This is a genomic window from Streptomyces buecherae, assembly GCF_014295035.1.
Taxonomy (GTDB): Bacteria; Actinomycetota; Actinomycetes; order Streptomycetales; family Streptomycetaceae; genus Streptomyces; species Streptomyces youssoufiensis.
This window is the reverse complement of the sequence record NZ_CP060404.1, coordinates 4,494,132-4,510,109: the sequence shown is the minus strand read 5'-3', so window position 1 is coordinate 4,510,109 and position 15,978 is coordinate 4,494,132. Positions and strand designations below refer to the sequence as shown.

Here is a 15,978-nt window from a genome sequence, read left to right as displayed (position 1 = left end):
CGCCGAGCGCGCCGCACGCGCGCCCCGTACGCCCCACGCGGCCATCCGCGACCGCGCGTGACCGCGCGTGACCAACGGCGGCGGCCCGCGCGTACCCGCCTGACCGTCCGCCTTCCACCCACCCGTCCGCTTGCCGCCCCGGCCCATCCGTCCGCCGGCCCATCCGTCCGCCGGCCCGCCGGCCCGCCACGACGAACGCCGGCCGCACGGCGCGAAGGGGTGCGCGCCGTGCGGCCGGACGTGGGTGGGGCGTGGGGGGCGTGAGGGCGTGGGGCGGTGGGTCAGGCGTCCGCGTCCACGCGGTGGGTGCCGCGCGCGCCGGGGGGCACGCTCCCGCGGCGGCTCCGGCCGGCGGCGAGGACGGCGAGGACGACCGCGAGGCCGAGGATGGCCCCGCCGCGAAGCCACACCTCGGCCTCGATCTGCGTGGCGAGCACGACGCAGGAGGCAGCGCCCAGGACGGGCAGGGCGACGGGGGCGCGGAAGTGGCCCGGCTCGCCGGCGTCGGAGCGCAGGGCTAGGGCCGCGGCGTTGACGAACAGGAAGACCACCAGGAGCAACAGGACCAGGGTGGAGGCCAGCGTGGCCACACTGCCCGTGAGGGCGAGCAGGAGGGCCGGCCCGGCGGTGGCGATGATCGCGACCCAGGGAGTGCGTCGGACGGGCAGCACCCGGGTGAGCACGCCGGGCAGCAGCCCGTCGCGAGCCATGCCGTACGCCAGGCGGGACGACATGATGCCGGTGAGCAGGGCGCCGTTGGCGACGGCCACCAGGGCGATCGCGCTGAACAGGAGCGGGGGAACCCCGCCGGCGGCGCGGACGACCTCGAGGAGCGGGCCGCTGGAGTCGGCGAGCACCTCGGTGGGCACGGCGGCGGAGGCGGCGACGCCGACCAGGACGTAGACGACGCCAGCGGTGGCGAGCGCGCCGAAGAGAGCGCGCGGGTAGGAGCGGCCGGGGTCGCGGGTCTCCTCGGCGACGTTGACGGACGTCTCGAAGCCGACGAAGGAGTAGTAGGCGAGGACGGAACCGCTCAGCACGGCCGCCGCGGGGTCCTCCCGCGGCGTGCCCAGCTCAAGGAGCCGCCCGGGGTCGCCCTCGCCCCGCAGCAACAGCCAGGCACCGAGGGCCACGATGACCACCAACCCGCCGACCTCGACCAGCGTGGCGACGACGTTGGCCCGGGTGGACTCCCTGATGCCGCGCGCGTTGACCAGGCCGAGCAGGACGAGGAAGAGGCCGGCGACGAGAGCGACCGGCAGGGTGACGAAGGCGGTGAGGTAGTCGCCGGCGAAGCCACGGGCCAGGGCGGCGACCGAGACGATCCCCGCCGCGAGCATGCAGAAGCCGGTGACGAACCCGGCCGCCGGTCCGAACGCCCGGGTGGCGTAGTGGGAGGACCCACCGGCCCGCGGGTACTTGGTCACCAGTTCGGCGTACGAGGCGGCGGTGAGCAGCGACAGCGACAGCGCCACCAGCAACGGCACCCACACCGCCCCGCCGGACGCCGCGGCGACCTGCCCCACCAGCACGTACACCCCGGCCCCCAGCACGTCGCCGAGGATGAAGAAGTACAACAACGAGGTGCTCAGGGTGCGCCGCAGCGCGGGCTCGGGGGCTCTGGTGGGCGGCTTCGGGTGTGTGGACGGTCTCGCGTTCGGCATGCGCCCACGTGTCCCCGCTCCGGAGCGCCGTAAGCACTTTCGACACACGTGCGGCCTTTCTCACCGCCGCCCGAGGGGCCTGGTCCGTGGGCGAGCCGGCGCGGCGGCGAACCCACCCCACGGGCCCCGGCGCGGTCGCCCGACCCAAGCCGCCCGGCGCAGCCGCCCGGGCACACGAGAGCCGGCCGTACGGCGCGGGGGAGGTACGCCGTACGGCCGGAGAAGGGGTGGGTCAGCCGTAGTTGACGGCGTCGTCCACGTTGCTCTGCCAGTAGGTCACGTGCGGGTCGTTCACGTACGTCTTGCCGCCGGGGAGCTTCAGGACGACGCCGCGGCCGACACTGCCCTGGTCGTTGGCGGAGTTGAAGTAGAGGCCGAGCTTGGAGGTGTAGTAACCCTCCTTGCCGTCGTCGGCGGCCGACGAGGTCATCGCGGTGGCGTACGCGGACTGGCCGGGCTTGAGGGTGACCACGGACTGCGGCTTGCTGCTCTTCCACGGCTGCGCCGGGGACTGGGCCTCACCGAACTGCAGGTAGGCGTAGTTGTAGGCGTAGCAGGTCTTCTTGGACGTGTTCTTCGCGGTGATCAGCACGTGGTTGAGCGGGCGCTGCAACTTCTGCACGGTCACCTTGGTCTCCGCCGCCGTGCACGCGGCGGCCTTCGTGGCCTTGGTGCTGTGCGAGCCGGCGGCCGTGGCCGAGCCGGCGCCGAACGCGGTGACCGTCACGGCCGCCACGGCGGCGAGTGCGGCGCCGCGCAGGACACGGGTGGAAGCGGCGGAAAGAGGCATGACGTCCCTCCTGGGGTATTCAGTGCGGGCTGTTCCCGACATCAACGAGCTTCCCCAATTGCCCTAACACGCCCCTAACAGTCGGTTGGCGCACCGACATCGCACCTCATGTCTCTGGCAAGCGAGTCGGGTTCCGCCGCGTTAGGGGCGTGGTGTCCGCGTACGGACGGGCCGGACGCATCGGCACCCGGGCGCACCGGCGCACCGGCGCAGCAGGTCACGCCAGGAGGTCGAGGGTTGTCCCGGCGCCGGCGGCCTCGGCCCGCTGGTAGGCCAGCCAGCTCAGGGCCAGGTCCTGCCAGGGCAGGCCGACCGGGGTGTAGACGGTGAGTCGCTGGTCGTGGGGGCGGGCGGGGGCCTCGCCACGGATGACCTCGCCGAGGGAGGCGGCGGCCGCGGACGCGGGCAACCCGGCGTTGGCGAGGGCGCCGTGGGTGGCGACCAGGGTGGCGTCGTCGACGACCAGCCGGGCGGAGCGGAGGACTTCGGGGGCGAGCTCCCGCTTTCCGGGCTCGTCGGCGCCGAGCGCGGTCAGGTGCTGGCCCGGCCGCAGGTCCGCCAGGTGCAGCAGGGGCTCGCGCGACCAGGTGGCCAGCACCACCACGTCCGCCTCGGCGGCCACCTCCGCCGGCGTGGCCGCCACGGTGCCGCCGTGTCGCCGCGCGAAGGCGCTCGCCCGTCGCGGGTCGGTGTCGTGGACGACGAGCCGGTCCCAGGAGCGCAGCGCGCGCAGCCCACGGAGGGTGAGTTCGGACTGGGCTCCGGCGCCGATCACGCCGACCGTCTCGGCGCCGTCGGCGGCCGGTCGGGCGAGCAGGTCGGTGGCGAGGGCCGCGGCGAGGCCGGTGCGCCAGGCCGTGACGGTGGCGGAGTCGAGCAACGCCAGCAGGGCGCCGTCGGCGCCGCTGTGCAGGCAGATCACGCCCCGCAGGGCCGGGCTCGCGCCGGGGAACTTCGCGTTGACCTTGACCGTGTAGGCGGGCGTCCCGGGCAGCAACCCGGGCAACAGGGCCGTCGCCGTGCCGGGGAAGGGCAGGTCGGTACGTACCCGCTGGCCCGGCAGGGCATCCTGCGCGGCGGCGGCGAACCCCTCGCGCAGCGCCTGGACGCAGGCTGCCGGGTCCAGCAGTTCCAGCAGGTCCGTGCGGGTCAGGAGGCGCGTCATGCGGGTCAGGTTGTCACGCGGGTGCGGGGCGGGTCGCGCGGGTGCGCGGGCGCGGTGTTTAGGTGCGCGCGGGCGCGGTGCGGGTGCGCGCGTGGTGTGGGTGACGCCCGGGTGGGTGGCACCGGGGGGTGGCCTCTAGCGGTGGGTGGGTGGCACCGGGGTGGGTGACGTCGGGGTGGCTGGTTTCGAGGGTGGGGGGCGTCGGGGTGGGCGTGCTACGTTCGGTCGCGTCACGTTTGGCTGCGCGGCCACCCACTGGGTCGGCTGCGGGACGAGAGGGGGAGGTGAGTCGATGGTCGCCGTAGAGGCCGCTGCCGTGTGCAGTGCCCGCCGGACCAACCTCACGTCCCGGGCCCCGGTCTGACCTGACGTTCTCCACTCCCACCCACGTGCCTTTGGCCTGTGGTCTGCTGGGGGCGAACGGTTCGCGTGCATCGGGGCCCTCGTTCAAGGGTCACTACGTTGCCTCAACCTTTTTCGGACCAACCCTCTTCCTCCCCACCCTCGTCATCCGCGCCTGCCTCGCCATGGCCGGCTTCGCCGTCGTCGCCGCGTCCGCCGTCCGCTCCCAGGCCGCGCCCCCGCGCGCGGGGCGGAGCGGAGGCGCCGGGCCGTCCCGATGGCCCCGATCCGGTGACCGAGGCGCTCTTCGCCCTCCACCGTGGGCTGCCCCGACAGGGGCCCGGCTCCGACGCCACCACCCGGCGCCTGCTGGAGTTGGCGGGGCCGCTGCCCGGGCGCCGGCCCCGGGTGCTCGACGCCGGCTGTGGGCCAGGCCGGGCCGCGCTGCTGCTGGCCGAGGAGGCCGGCGCGCGGGTGACCGCGGTCGACGTGCACCAACCCTTCCTGGACGAACTCACCGCCGCGGCGGTGAGCCGGGGCCTGGACGAGCGGATCACGGTGCTCAACCGCTCGATGGACCGGCTGCCCTTCCCCGATCACAGCTTCGACGTGATCTGGTCGGAGGGCGCGGTCTACACCGTCGGCTTCGAGACCGCCCTGCGCTCCTGGCGCCGGCTGCTCGCGCCCGGCGGCGTCCTCGTCGTCACCGAGATCGAGTGGACCACCAGCGCCCCGTCGACCCAGGCCCGGGCCTTCTGGGACCCGGTCTACCCGCTGCGTACCAGCGCCGCGAACGCCGACGCCGCCCGCGCCGCCGGGTACTGGGTGGACGCCCACTGGCCGCTGCCGGAGAGCGACTGGTGGAACGAGTACTACACGCCGCTCAGCGAGCGGATCGCCCGGGCCGACCCCGCCGATCCGGCCCACCCGGGGATGGGCCAGGCGCTGGCCGCGGCGCGCGCGGAGATCACCCTGCGGCGTCACCATGGCAGCGACTACGACTACGCCGGGTACGTCCTGCACCCGGCCCCCATCTCCTCCGCCACCGTCTCCGGCACCACCTCCCGTAGCGCATCCCACGCGGGCGCCGGCACCAGCGTGGGCACCGGCATCGGCATCGGCACCGGCACCACGGACGCCGCAACACGCACACCCCGGCGCACACCCACGGGCGCTCCCGGCCCCGGGGCCACGGCCACGCCCGTGGGGACGACCGCCGCCACCCACCCGCACCTCCTCACGAACCGGAAGACCATGAACACCTCCTGGACCACGCGCCCCGAGACCACCGCCGACGTCGCCGCCATCCGCGAGATCAACACGGCCGCCTTCCCCACCGACCTGGAGGCCGGCATCGTCGACGCGCTGCGCGCCGACCCCGAGGCGTGGATCGACGGGCTGTCCCTGCTCGCCGAGGCGCCCGACGGCACCCCCGTCGCGCACGCCCTGCTCACCCGCTGCCACGTCGACGGCGCACCCGCGCTCACCCTGGGCCCGTGCGCCGTCCTGCCGTCCGCCCAGCGCACCGGCGCCGGCTCCGCCGCCATCCGGGCGGGGCTCGACGCGGCCCGCGCGCGGGGCGAGGGCCTCGTACTCGTGCTCGGGCACCCCGAGTACTACCCGCGGTTCGGCTTCACCCCGGCCTCCCGCTTCGGCATCCGCGCGCCCTTCGACGTTCCGGACGAGGCCATGATGGCCCTCGCCCTCGACCCCGCCCACCCGATCCCGACCGGCACCATCCAGTACCCCGCCGCCTTCGGCGTCTGATCCCGACCCCCGCCGTGCCGACGCTCCGCGCGTCGGCACGGCGGGCACGGCACGGCGCCGCGCCGCGCCGCGCCGCAGAAGAATCGCGCGCGCTGGGCGTCGTGCGGCGTGCGCGACGACGCAGGAAAAACGTACGAAGTTAACTATTTCCCATGCCCTTTGCGGCCATAGCACAATTCCCCGCCAGTCACTAATCTGACTGCGGGGCCGCTGAATTCGGGGGCGGCGTGCGCCCCGGAAGGAGAGCGGACTCATGAATGATCATTCCGCGAACGAATACCCAGTAGACCCCACCACGGATGTGGACCCCGAACAGCTCGCGGCGGCGGTGGCACGGTCCTCGGACACCGCCCCGGCGCCCGAGACCACCGATTCGCCCGATGGCGTCTCGGAGGTGCGTTCCGGCCACGCCGAGGCAGCCGCCGAGCCGGCGGCGCGCAGCTCGAATCGCGGCCCGGCCGTGCGCCGACACCCCGGGCCGGCGGAAGCTGAGGGGTGAGTGACGTGCTGAAGTTCCTCAACGGCTACTCCGCCAAGATCAACGTCATGATCGAACGCCTCGACAACGGATGTCGGCCCGAGCCGTGGCGCAGAACGGGCTGGTGGGTGATCGAGCCCGGCGGTTCGGCGGTCGCGTACGGCGGGGACCTCGCCGACGTCAACCGTTACTGGTACTGGTTCGCCTTCGCGACCGACGGCCGGAAATGGAGCGGCCCGTTTCCGGAGAACGTCCCGCATTCCGTGTTCGACTGGTGCCCCGACGTGGCGAGCAGTCCCTCGATGAATATCGGAATGCGCGAACTGGACGTCAACGGAGCCGACGACAAGGTATTGCGTCTGGTCCAGTAGTTCATTAACCCGTTCCGTTGTCCGGACCGCGAGTTCCCCACGCCGGCGTCGCGTCGCGGTACGGCGGGGTCCGAGGAGGTGATGTGGTGCCCGGCCCCTGGCGATAAGTTCGTACGGCAACCGCTGAGTTGACCTACGAGGGGGCGGGGGATGACCGAGGGCGCTGACGGTTCGCGTTCCCCAGCGGGACAGGGCCCCGACTCCGCGTCCGGTGTGCGCTCGGCCGTGGCCGGGGGCAGCCGGTCGGTCGCGGCGGCGGGCGATCTGGGCATCGCGCTGTCCGGCGACGGCAGCCAGGTGGTCGTGCACGGCGATGTGCTGGTCGGCGAACGGTCCCGGGGGTGGCGCTCCGGCTATCTCCTGGAAGTGCGCGAGATGCGGGCGCCCCGGTTCGAGGGCCGCGCGGACGAACTCGCCGCCATGGCCGCGTTCGCGACGGCGCCCGAGGGCGAGGCCGGTGGGTACTGGCGCTGGCTGGCGCCCGCGTGGACGGGAAAGACGGCGCTGATGGCGGAGTTCGTGCTGAACCCGCCCGACGGCGCGGACGTACTGGCCTTCTTCATCACCGCGCGGATGGCCGGCCGCGCGGACCGTACGGCCTTCCTCGACGCGCTCGGCGGGCAACTGCGGGAGTACCTGCGGGAGGGCGACGTCGAGTGCGCGACCCAGGGCGCGTTCCTGGACGGACTGGAGCGCGCGGCGGCGCAAGCGCGCGCGGCCGGGCGACGGATCGTGCTGGTCGTGGACGGGCTCGACGAGGACACCGGCGTACGCACCGGCAGCAGCGGCCACAGCATCGCCGCCCTGCTCCCCCGCACCCCGCCGCCGGGGCTGCGGATCATCGTCGCCGGCCGGCCCAACCCGCCGGTCCCCAGCGACGTCCCCCGTAGCCACCCCCTGCGGGACCCGGGCATCGACCACCCGCTGGCCACTTCGCCCGCGGCCCGGGCGATGCGCGAGAACGCCGAGCGCAGCCTCGAAGCGATGCTGGAACCGGGGGGTCTCGGCCGGGAGTTGGTGGCCCTGACGGCCGCGTCTGGTGGCGGCCTCAGCGCCGTCGACCTGGCCGAGCTGACGGGCGACTCGCGCCGCCGCGTCGAACTCGCCCTCGGCGGCGTCATCGGCCGCTCCTTCCAACGCCGCCCCGCCCAGTGGGCCACGGACGCCGACGGCCGGCCCGTGTCCCTGTACTCGTTCGCCCACCAGGAACTGCTGGACGGCGCCCGCGACATCCTGGGCCCGGCCGCGCTGGCCGAGCAGCGCGCTCGAGTGCACGCGTACGTGGCGGGGGCGCGGGAGGCGGGGTGGCCGCCGGAAACTTCGGAGTACGCGCTGACGGGGTACCCGCAGTTGTTGCGTGAGACGCGGGACACCGGTCGGCTTGAAGCCCTGGCCCTCGACCAAGCGCGGCACGAGCGCCTGTGGCAGACCACGGGGACCGACAGCCAGGCCCTGACGGAGATCGCGGATGCGATGGGGTTGCACCGGGCGGTGGAGAACCCGGATGTTGCGGCGTGTGTGCGGTTGGCGCATCGGCGGGACGAGGTGTGGGAGAAGGCGGCAAGCGTCCCCGCAGACGTGATCCTCATGTGGGCCGAGGCGGGGCAGGTGCGGCGGGCGTTGACCGCTACGGGGCACAGGCGGTCGGCGATCGAACTGCCTTACCTCCTGGGTGGAATCGCGTTGCAGGCAAGCAGTGACGCGGATGCCGTGGCCCAGATCGGCGCCACTGCCCAGGCTATCGGCGAGCCCAGCATCCGCACGGCCACGCTCTCGCGCATAGTCAAGGCCTTGGCCGCGAGAGGGCAGTTCGAGATAGCGGGCAAGCTATGCCAGCGGGCGACTGAGGCGTTGCGTGGCGTCGCTGGCACACAGGAGCGGGTTGGAGCGATGATTGATGTGGCACAGGCGTTGTCCGCAGTTGGGCACGGAGATGCCGCCGGCCGTCTCCTCGATCAGACCCTCAAGCTGAGCTCCGACTGCGACGACCCAGGCAGACGCGATTGGGCGATGGTGCTCCTGGCATCGGGCCTGGCCACCTGGGGGCGACGTGCTCAGGACGCCCGCCTCACCCAGTTAGCCGTCACCGTCGCGGAGTCCACGGCCAACGCCCTGTGCCAGGTGCTCACTTTGGCGCATGTCGCGACTCAACTGGGCCTCGCGGGGCAGTACGACGACGCCAATCGCCTCATCAAGCAAGCGAGCGGCCTCGTACGGTCCTTCACGAGCCAGCAACAACACGACGTGGTGACAGGGGCCCTCGCCGGAGCGTTGGTCTCGGCGGGCCGCCACGAAGATGCGCTGGTAGCTGCGTACGCCGTACCCGACCCTAAACAACGTTCCCTGCCGCTCCTCCTCATTACCAGGGCTTTGATCAAGGCGGGGCGCTGCGCCGACGCCATCCGGTTCACCCACACCATCACCGGCGCACGCCACCGCGCTGCGGCGCTTGCAGCGGTGGCGCGCGCGAGCGCCGCAGCGGGTGAACGACAACGAGCGACGGAACTGGCCCAACAGGCGCTCGACATCGCCCGGGCTCCCAGTGACACGTATCACCACGCTTCGGCTCTGGCGTCAGTCGCCGCGCAGCGGGTGCCGCCCGGACACCACATACGAGCGGACCCACTCGCCTGTCAGGCATGCGACATAGTTCTCGGTCAGCAACAGGTAGATGTGCTGACCGCCGCAGCCACGGCATGGCTCGTCATCGGCTGGAAGGAACGCGCCGCCGGTCTGATGCAACGGGCCACCGCGCGCAGTCACGCGATCTCCACCGACCCACAGCGGGGCATGGCGCTGACTTCCGTGGTCGAAGTGCTGGCCAAGGCCGGGCAGTACGAGAAGGCCGCCGACATCGCCCGCACCATCACCTTCCCCGATTGGCAGGCCAGGGCGCTGGCGCGCGTGGCCGAGGCGCTGTCCGTCGCAGGTCGGCCCGAAGAGGCCACCCCGCTCTTCCGGCGAGCCATCGAGCTCACCAACGCGGAGGGCGAGGACACGCAAGGCCTGCTCAGGACCTTTGTGGCACAGGCGCTGGCGTCGTCTGGGCTGTTCGAGGAGGCGGAAGCCCTCGTCCGCGCGATCGACCACCCCCACGAACAGCGACTGGCCCTGGCGGTGGTGGCTCGTCGCATGGCCGTGCACGGACGCCGCGCCGATGCCGCCGAACTCATCCAACAGGCTCTCGACGCGTTGAGCGACGCCAGCGGGTCGGACTTCGATGCCGCCGCGGCGGCCGCCATCGTCGCGGCACTGGTCGCGAACGATCAGCCCGAGGATGCGCTCCCCCTCGTCCGCTCCATCACCGGCCATCCCTTCGACCAGGGACAGGCTCTAGCCGCTGTCGCCGCCGCATACGGACACTCAGTACGCGGCAGCGCCCTGCTGGCCGAGGCACTGGCAGTCGGTGCCCCGCTGTGGACGGTGGCTGAGATCGCCGAGGTCACTCCAGCCGCCCTGGAGCCCCTGGCCGACTACCTCCAGGCCGACATCGAGGCCGATCTCACCCAGCCAGGTGACCCCACCCAGCCACCACCCACCACACCCCTCACTCAGCCCGAGTCACCCGACAAGGGCACCCCTCAGGCCGAGTAACCCTTCGGCGGGACCAGGCTGGCCAGTTGGTCGAAGGACAGCCAGTACACCTGGTTGCCGCCGAAGGACGCCGGGTCGGCGATGAGGACCGTGCGGTTCGCGTCGTCGTAGCCGATGACGGTGAAGTAGTGGTAGATCGTCTGGTCCGACGGGTAGCCGGGGGGCTGGTTGCCTGGCGGGGCGACGATGTTGGTGACCAGCGGGTAGTTGTTGTCGATGTCGAGCACGATGTCGCGCCACAGCAGGTCCTTCTGCTCCTGCGTGGGCGGGTCGTTCGGCATCTCCTTGGTCGCGTACCAGCCCGTGCCGAGGTTGGCGTTCAGCACGCCCGTCACCTGGCTGATGTGGTCCGTACCGGCCTCGGTCGTGCCGAGTTGGGTGGCCAACTCGACCTGGCTCGGGGCGGCGATGCGGGCCGAGAGGGCGATGCGGGTGGCGGCCGGGCCGCACCAGTAACCCGTCTCCTGGACCTGGTAGTCGACCGGGAGGGTGTGCGCGCTCGCCGTGTGGACGCCGTCGATGGTGAGCCGGGTGCCCGGCTCGTTCCGGCCGCTGACGACCGCCGTGCCGGCCCGCGAACCGTGTTCGAGCACGTCTGGCACGTCGGGCACGTCGAGCACTGACGCGTGCTGTGGGGGTGTCGGGCGGGCCTGGGCCGTCGTGGCGGGGGCGAGGAGGGCGCCGGTCGCGGCGGTGGCGATGGCCGTGGCGAGCAGTCTCTTGCGCATGCGGGCTCCTGGTGTGTGGGGGGTGTCCTACGAGGAAGACGCGCGGGTCAGGGGATCGGCGGGACCGTGGGGCTCTCCTGGGCGAGCAGGTCGCGGGCGAACCGTTCCCACTGGGCGTACCGGTCGGGGAACGCCGAGACCTGGACGGCCTGGCAGACGTCGCCGGGCGGCATCGTCTGCCAGCCGTCGATCTGGATCAGGCCCGGGTTGCTGCCGAAGGGGGCCACGCCGTAGAAGGACCTGGACGAGGTGGGCACGTCGGTGATCTGCTCCGGCGTGCCCCAGCCCATGCTGGGGCGCTGCTGGAAGATGCCCAGGGAGTCGTGGTCGACGGGTACCAGGTAGTTGACGAACTTCGACTCCTGCATGGCGGTCATGAGCGCGATGACCTGGCCCTGTTCGGGGATGCCCGCGCCCTTGCCGACGCCGATGACGGTCCGCGCGTTGGCGAGTTCCTCGGGGCCGAGGTCGGCGGCCGTACGGAACGTCTGGCGCACCTCCACGTCGGGCACCCGCTCCAGCGCCCGCGCGGTCGCCCGGTCGATCGTGCCGGTCCGGGGCAGGCCGTGCCGGGCCTGGAACCACTCCACGCCGTGCCCGGGGGCCGCCTGCCCGGGAGCCGCGTCCCCGGCGGAGGCCGACACGCGGGGCGGGGCCGTGCGCGGCGTGGCCGCCTGGGCGAGGCCGGGCGTGGTGAGCAGGGCGCCGGCGACCAGCAGCGCGGCGGTGGCGGCGGTCGTCGCCGTCGGGCGGGTGGGGATGATGCGCAACGCCACTCCTCGTACGTCCGGGGTCGTCGTGGCATCCCCCGCCCGGTACGTGGGCGTACGCGGGCGCGCTCGCGCGCCGCGTCGTCCGCCATCGCCGGTCACATCGGGCGTACTCGATGCTCCGGAGTCGTCCGGACGACACACCGACGCCGCACGCACGGCACGTTGCGCGGACACAACGCGGTGGGGGGACGCGTGTGCAGCGTTCCGGCCCAGCTTGCGGGCATGAGCATGTCAGGCGCAACCCATCGGACGTGACGCGCGTAGTTCGCCTACCCGGCGACGGCGTACGAACACGCGCCACCGACCGCGCCTGACCGGCCAGTTGCCGTGCCAGCACGCGCCACTCCCGGCCCGCTCAGCCGCCACCCAGGTCGTCCACCCGTTGGACGGGGCACCCTCCGCTCCCGCCCGACGTTCAGCCCGATCCCGCCGCCCCGGTCACCCCGCCGACGGTTCGACCGGGCCGGCGGCGACCGTGAAGAGGCGTTCGGGCCCGGGGTTCTCCACCTCGTCGAGGACCGCGACGGACAGGTCCTCGACGCTGATCCACGAGGCGCCGTCGGCGTCGGTCAGCAGCGTGTCGGTGCCGCGCCGGTAACGACCGGTGCGCTTACCCGGGTTGAGCTGGGCCGGCGGGCACAGGTACGCCCACGGGCCACGCGCGTCGGCCCGGCAGGCGTGCAACTGGGCGATTCCGGCGGCGGCGACGGCCCGTATCGCGGGCGGCACGTACGCGGGGTCGTCGGCGACGAGGAGTTGGGGGTTCGCCGGGCTGCGCAGCGCGCCCGCGCCGCCGACCACCAGGACGGGGACGCCCAGCGGGCCCGCGATGGCCAGCACCGCGCGGGTGGCCCCGACCAGGAACTCCTGGTCGACCGGTTCGGTGCGCAGGGCCACCACGACCGCGTCGGCGGCGAGGCGGGCCGCCGAGCCGGTCAGCGCCGCGCGCAGGGCTCGCGGGTCGCCCGCGTCGACGGCGACCGCCGTCACGCACGGGTCGTCGCTGGTCGGCTTACGCGCCAGGGCCAGCACCCGGTGCCCGCGCGCCCGCGCCTCGGCCACCACCCGGCTGCCGACCATGCCGGTGGCGCCCAGTACGGCGATCGTCATGGCGCCGTCCTGCTCCGTTGGCGCGGGGGCCCTTGTGATGTCGGTCGTCGCCGCGTGCGGTGTGGGGTGGCTGGTCGTCATCGGGGGGGCCTCCGTCGGGTGTGGGTGGCGCTGGTGAGCGTGGGTCGTCGCCGACGCGCCGGTGGTCGTCGCCGTCGTGTCGGGCGTCATCGCGGCGGGGCTCCCGGCAGCACGGCGCCCGGCTCCGGGGCCGCCGCCGGGGCCGCCGCAGGCTCCGGGGCCGCGACCCGTTCCCGGCCCTTCGGGCCCGTGCCACGGAAGCGGAAGCGGGAGAGGTGCGGGGCCGGGAACTGGGCGGCCAGCAGGGCGGCGAGGGCGAGCGCGAAGCCCAGGGCCTGGAGCGGGCGCAGCGACTCGCCGAGAAAGAGGCCGATGACCGTCGCGACCAGCGGGGACAGCAGCACCAGCGGCGCCGTGGCGCCGACCGGCAGTCGGCCGATGCCACGGAACCACAGCGTGTACGCGATCAGTCCGCCCATGCTGCCCAGCCACAGGTAGCCGCCGACGGCCTCGGCGTCGATCCGTTCCGGCACGCCCTCGATCGCGAGGGTGAGCGGAAGCAACAGCATTCCGCCGAACGCGAGTTGCCAGCCGGCCAGAGTGAGCGGACCGACGCCGGCCGGGCGGCCCCAGCGCTTGGTGAGGACGACGCCGCCGGCCATGGCGGCCGTGCCGCCGAGCCCGGCGAGCACGCCGACGGCGTCGAGCCTGGCCTGCGGCCCGAGCACGACGAGCCCGACGCCGACCATGCCGGCCACCCCGCACAGCCAGCGCCAGGCCCCCGGCCGGTCGCCGAGCGCCACCGTGGCCAGGCCCGCGACGAGGAGCGGCTGGGCGGCGCCGAGGGTGGCGGCGACCCCGCCGGGCAGGCGCTCGGCCGCCAGGAACAGCAGCGGGAACAACGCGCCGATGTTGAGCACGCCGAGCACGGCGGCCTTCCACCACCAGTCCCCGCGCGGCAGCACCCGGGTGATCGCCAGCGCGAGCAGACCGGCGGGCAGGGCGCGCAGCAGACCGGCGAACAACGGGTGGCCCGGCGGGAGGAGTTCGGTGGTCACGGCGTACGTGGTGCCCCAGGACAGGGGCGCGAGCGCGGTCAGGGCGACGGTGGCCGCCCGCCGCGCGGACGGGCCGCGCGGCGGGCCCGGCGACCGGTCGGTCAGGGCATCCATGCGGGGAAGTCTGGGCCGCGCCGGATCATGCACGCAAAGCATGGTTGCGATGGCTTCTATGAACCAACAGCATGGTGGGATGGATCTGCAACAGATGCGGTACGTCGTCGCCGTCGCCGAGACGCGCAACTTCACCCGCGCCGCCGAGCGCTGCTCCGTCGTGCAGTCGTCGCTCAGCCACCGGATCGCCAGCCTGGAGCGGGAGCTGGGGGTCACGCTGTTCGCCCGCTCCAGCCGGCGTACGGAGCTGACCAGCGCCGGGGCGGCCTTCCTCGCGCGGGCGCGGGAGTGCCTGGCCGCCGCCGACCGGGCGGTCGCCGACGCCGCCGCGGCGGCCGGGGTGGTGCGCGGCCGGCTTGCCGTGGGCGTGATCGTGACCACGGCCGCCGTGGACGTGCCCGAGCTGTTGCAGCGCTTCCGCGCCCGCCACCCGGACGTGCGGGTCCTGCTGCGGGCCGGCGGCAGCGACGAGTTGGTGGCCGCGATCCGCGCGGGCGACCTGGACGTCGCGTTCCTCGGCCTGCCGGAGGACGCGCGCCCGGCCGGCGTGGACTCCCTCGTCCTCGACCACGACGAGCACGTGTTGGTGGTGCCGGCCGGGCACCGGCTCGCCGGGGCCCGGCGGGTCACGCTGCGCGAGGTGGCCGGGGAGACATTCGTGGACTTCGTGGCCGGCACGGCCGCCCGGGCCCAGTCCGACCAGGCGTTCGCCGCCGCCGGGCTGGCCCGCGACGTGGCGTACGAGGCCGGCGTCGCCGAGTTGATCACCCGGCTGATCGCGCGCGAGCTGGGCATCGCGCTGCTGCCGTCCGCGTTCATCCGGCCGCTGGCGGCCGACGACCCGGCGCTCGCGCTGGTCCCGGTGGTCGACGGGCCGCGCCGCGTGGAGTACCTGGCCTGGAGCCGGTTCAACCCGAGCCCGGCCACCCGGGCGCTGCTGGACGTGCTCGGGGTGCGCGGGCCGACGGGGTGAGTTCTGCCGGAGAGCGGACCTCCACGGGGTGACGGGGGCGAAACCGGGCGGGGTGCCCGAGGCGCGCGCCGACCGGCGCGCGGGACGCGCCCCGCCCGCCGTCTCTCCCCCCGCGGCGCCTCAGCACTGCCGCCGCGGCCCACGACAGCGGCACTGCGGCCTCACCCCAACGGAGTTGACCCCGCCCACGCTCATGGGCTCCTGCTAATGTTTCTTTGCATGTGCTGGACGTTGACATGAGAGACCCCACGCCGACCGGCGACGACCTGGTGCAGGTGCTGTCCACCCTGTCCAACCCGCACCGCCTGCGGGTCGTCGCGGCGCTCGCGGGCGGGCGGAACTACGTGAGCCAACTGGCGCGCGAGCTGGACATCAGCCGCGCGCTGCTCCAGGTCCACCTGAAGAAGCTGGAGGCCGCCGGTCTGGTGGTCTCCCAGTTGGAGCTGTCCGAGGACGGCAAGGCGATGAAGTTCTACGAGGTGCGTCCTTTCTCGGTCCACCTGACACCGGAGTACGTCATGGACGTCGTCCAGACGCTGACCATCGAGAAGGGACCACGGGGATGAACGACCACGAATGGCAGGAAGTCATAGGGACCATCGGCATCTTCGTCCTGCTCATCACCGTGGTCCTCACGGTCATCTGGCAGGTCGGGGCGAGCCGGCGGGCCAGGCTCCAGCTCGCCCGCGAGGGCGAGTACCAGCGCATTGCCGAGGCCGCCATCGCCGGGCAGCGGACGATCGAGCAACAACTGGCCCAGATCGGCGGCCAGGTGGCCGACCTCCAGGGCCGTACGGACAAGATCGAGCGGGTGCTCAAGGACGTCGAGTAACCCTCCCCGACCCAGGTCCGGGACCGCGCCAGACGGTCCCGGACCGACATGCCCGGCCGCGTCTCCAGGCCGGGGTTCCCGGCCTTCACGGGCCGGGTTCGGGCCTTCCCGATCACGGTTCCGGGCCGTCGAGCGGCAACTCGACGGCCCGGGCACGGGGAGCCGAACCACCTCGCCAGCGGCGACGTCACGCCCACC

The 15,978-nt window shown here is 73.6% G+C and carries 14 protein-coding genes; 7 read left to right on the top strand and 7 right to left on the bottom strand.

The genetic code is table 11. From position 1 onward, the window contains the following. Window positions 1-281: 281 nt before the first annotated feature. From H7H31_RS17400 to H7H31_RS17390, 3 genes are all read right to left on the bottom strand, one after another. Window positions 282-1,664 carry an APC family permease gene (locus tag H7H31_RS17400; RefSeq protein WP_187060162.1) on the bottom strand — a complete coding sequence of 461 codons (1,383 nt, stop codon included), beginning with the start codon at window positions 1,662-1,664 and terminating at the stop codon, window positions 282-284. A 232-nt stretch (window positions 1,665-1,896) separates the two neighbouring features. Beyond that, a complete protein-coding gene (locus tag H7H31_RS17395) occupies window positions 1,897-2,454 on the bottom strand; it encodes a DUF4232 domain-containing protein (RefSeq protein ID WP_187060161.1) in 558 nt (185 codons plus the stop codon). 217 nt (window positions 2,455-2,671) lie between these two features. Beyond that, window positions 2,672-3,619, bottom strand: a complete 948-nt coding sequence (locus H7H31_RS17390; RefSeq protein ID WP_187060160.1) for an ornithine cyclodeaminase family protein — start codon at window positions 3,617-3,619, stop codon at window positions 2,672-2,674. Between the two features lie 633 nt (window positions 3,620-4,252). Here H7H31_RS17390 and H7H31_RS33995 point away from each other — a divergent pair. The 4 genes from H7H31_RS33995 to H7H31_RS17365 all read left to right on the top strand — a co-directional run bounded on the left by H7H31_RS33995 (window position 4,253) and on the right by H7H31_RS17365 (window position 10,171). After that, on the top strand, window positions 4,253-5,728 hold the full coding sequence (locus tag H7H31_RS33995; RefSeq protein ID WP_232109916.1) for a bifunctional class I SAM-dependent methyltransferase/N-acetyltransferase: 1,476 nt from the start codon (window positions 4,253-4,255) through the stop codon (window positions 5,726-5,728). A gap of 253 nt (window positions 5,729-5,981) precedes the next feature. Beyond that, complete coding sequence (locus H7H31_RS17375) at window positions 5,982-6,227, top strand: hypothetical protein (protein WP_187062808.1); 246 nt, start codon at window positions 5,982-5,984, stop codon at window positions 6,225-6,227. 5 nt (window positions 6,228-6,232) lie between these two features. Continuing rightward, window positions 6,233-6,577 carry a DUF1036 domain-containing protein gene (locus H7H31_RS17370; protein ID WP_187062807.1) on the top strand — a complete coding sequence of 115 codons (345 nt, stop codon included), beginning with the start codon at window positions 6,233-6,235 and terminating at the stop codon, window positions 6,575-6,577. A gap of 150 nt (window positions 6,578-6,727) precedes the next feature. Continuing rightward, a complete protein-coding gene (locus H7H31_RS17365) occupies window positions 6,728-10,171 on the top strand; it encodes a tetratricopeptide repeat protein (RefSeq protein ID WP_187062806.1) in 3,444 nt (1,147 codons plus the stop codon). Here H7H31_RS17365 and H7H31_RS17360 read toward each other — a convergent pair. The 4 genes from H7H31_RS17360 to H7H31_RS17345 form a co-directional block, all read right to left on the bottom strand. Next, on the bottom strand, window positions 10,159-10,899 hold the full coding sequence (locus tag H7H31_RS17360; RefSeq protein ID WP_187062805.1) for a C39 family peptidase: 741 nt from the start codon (window positions 10,897-10,899) through the stop codon (window positions 10,159-10,161). The two genes, H7H31_RS17365 and H7H31_RS17360, sit on opposite strands and share 13 nt — an antisense overlap. A gap of 47 nt (window positions 10,900-10,946) precedes the next feature. Beyond that, a complete protein-coding gene (locus H7H31_RS17355; protein WP_222625255.1) occupies window positions 10,947-11,669 on the bottom strand; it encodes a peptidoglycan-binding domain-containing protein in 723 nt (240 codons plus the stop codon). A gap of 441 nt (window positions 11,670-12,110) precedes the next feature. Then, complete coding sequence (locus tag H7H31_RS17350) at window positions 12,111-12,782, bottom strand: NAD(P)-dependent oxidoreductase (RefSeq protein ID WP_187062809.1); 672 nt, start codon at window positions 12,780-12,782, stop codon at window positions 12,111-12,113. 167 nt (window positions 12,783-12,949) lie between these two features. Beyond that, complete coding sequence (locus H7H31_RS17345; protein ID WP_187062804.1) at window positions 12,950-13,975, bottom strand: EamA family transporter; 1,026 nt, start codon at window positions 13,973-13,975, stop codon at window positions 12,950-12,952. Between the two features lie 79 nt (window positions 13,976-14,054). On the opposite strand from H7H31_RS17345, the gene H7H31_RS17340 reads away from it, so the two are divergent. From H7H31_RS17340 to H7H31_RS17330, 3 genes are all read left to right on the top strand, one after another. After that, window positions 14,055-14,948, top strand: a complete 894-nt coding sequence (locus H7H31_RS17340) for a LysR family transcriptional regulator (protein ID WP_187062803.1) — start codon at window positions 14,055-14,057, stop codon at window positions 14,946-14,948. Between the two features lie 236 nt (window positions 14,949-15,184). Then, entirely contained in the window at window positions 15,185-15,514 is a 330-nt protein-coding gene (locus H7H31_RS17335) for an ArsR/SmtB family transcription factor (RefSeq protein WP_176162745.1), read from the top strand. Then, window positions 15,511-15,780 (top strand): hypothetical protein, encoded by a 270-nt coding sequence (locus tag H7H31_RS17330; protein WP_187062802.1) that lies wholly within the window; start codon window positions 15,511-15,513, stop codon window positions 15,778-15,780. Before H7H31_RS17335 ends, H7H31_RS17330 begins: the two co-directional genes overlap by 4 nt. The last annotated feature ends 198 nt before the right edge of the window (window positions 15,781-15,978 follow it).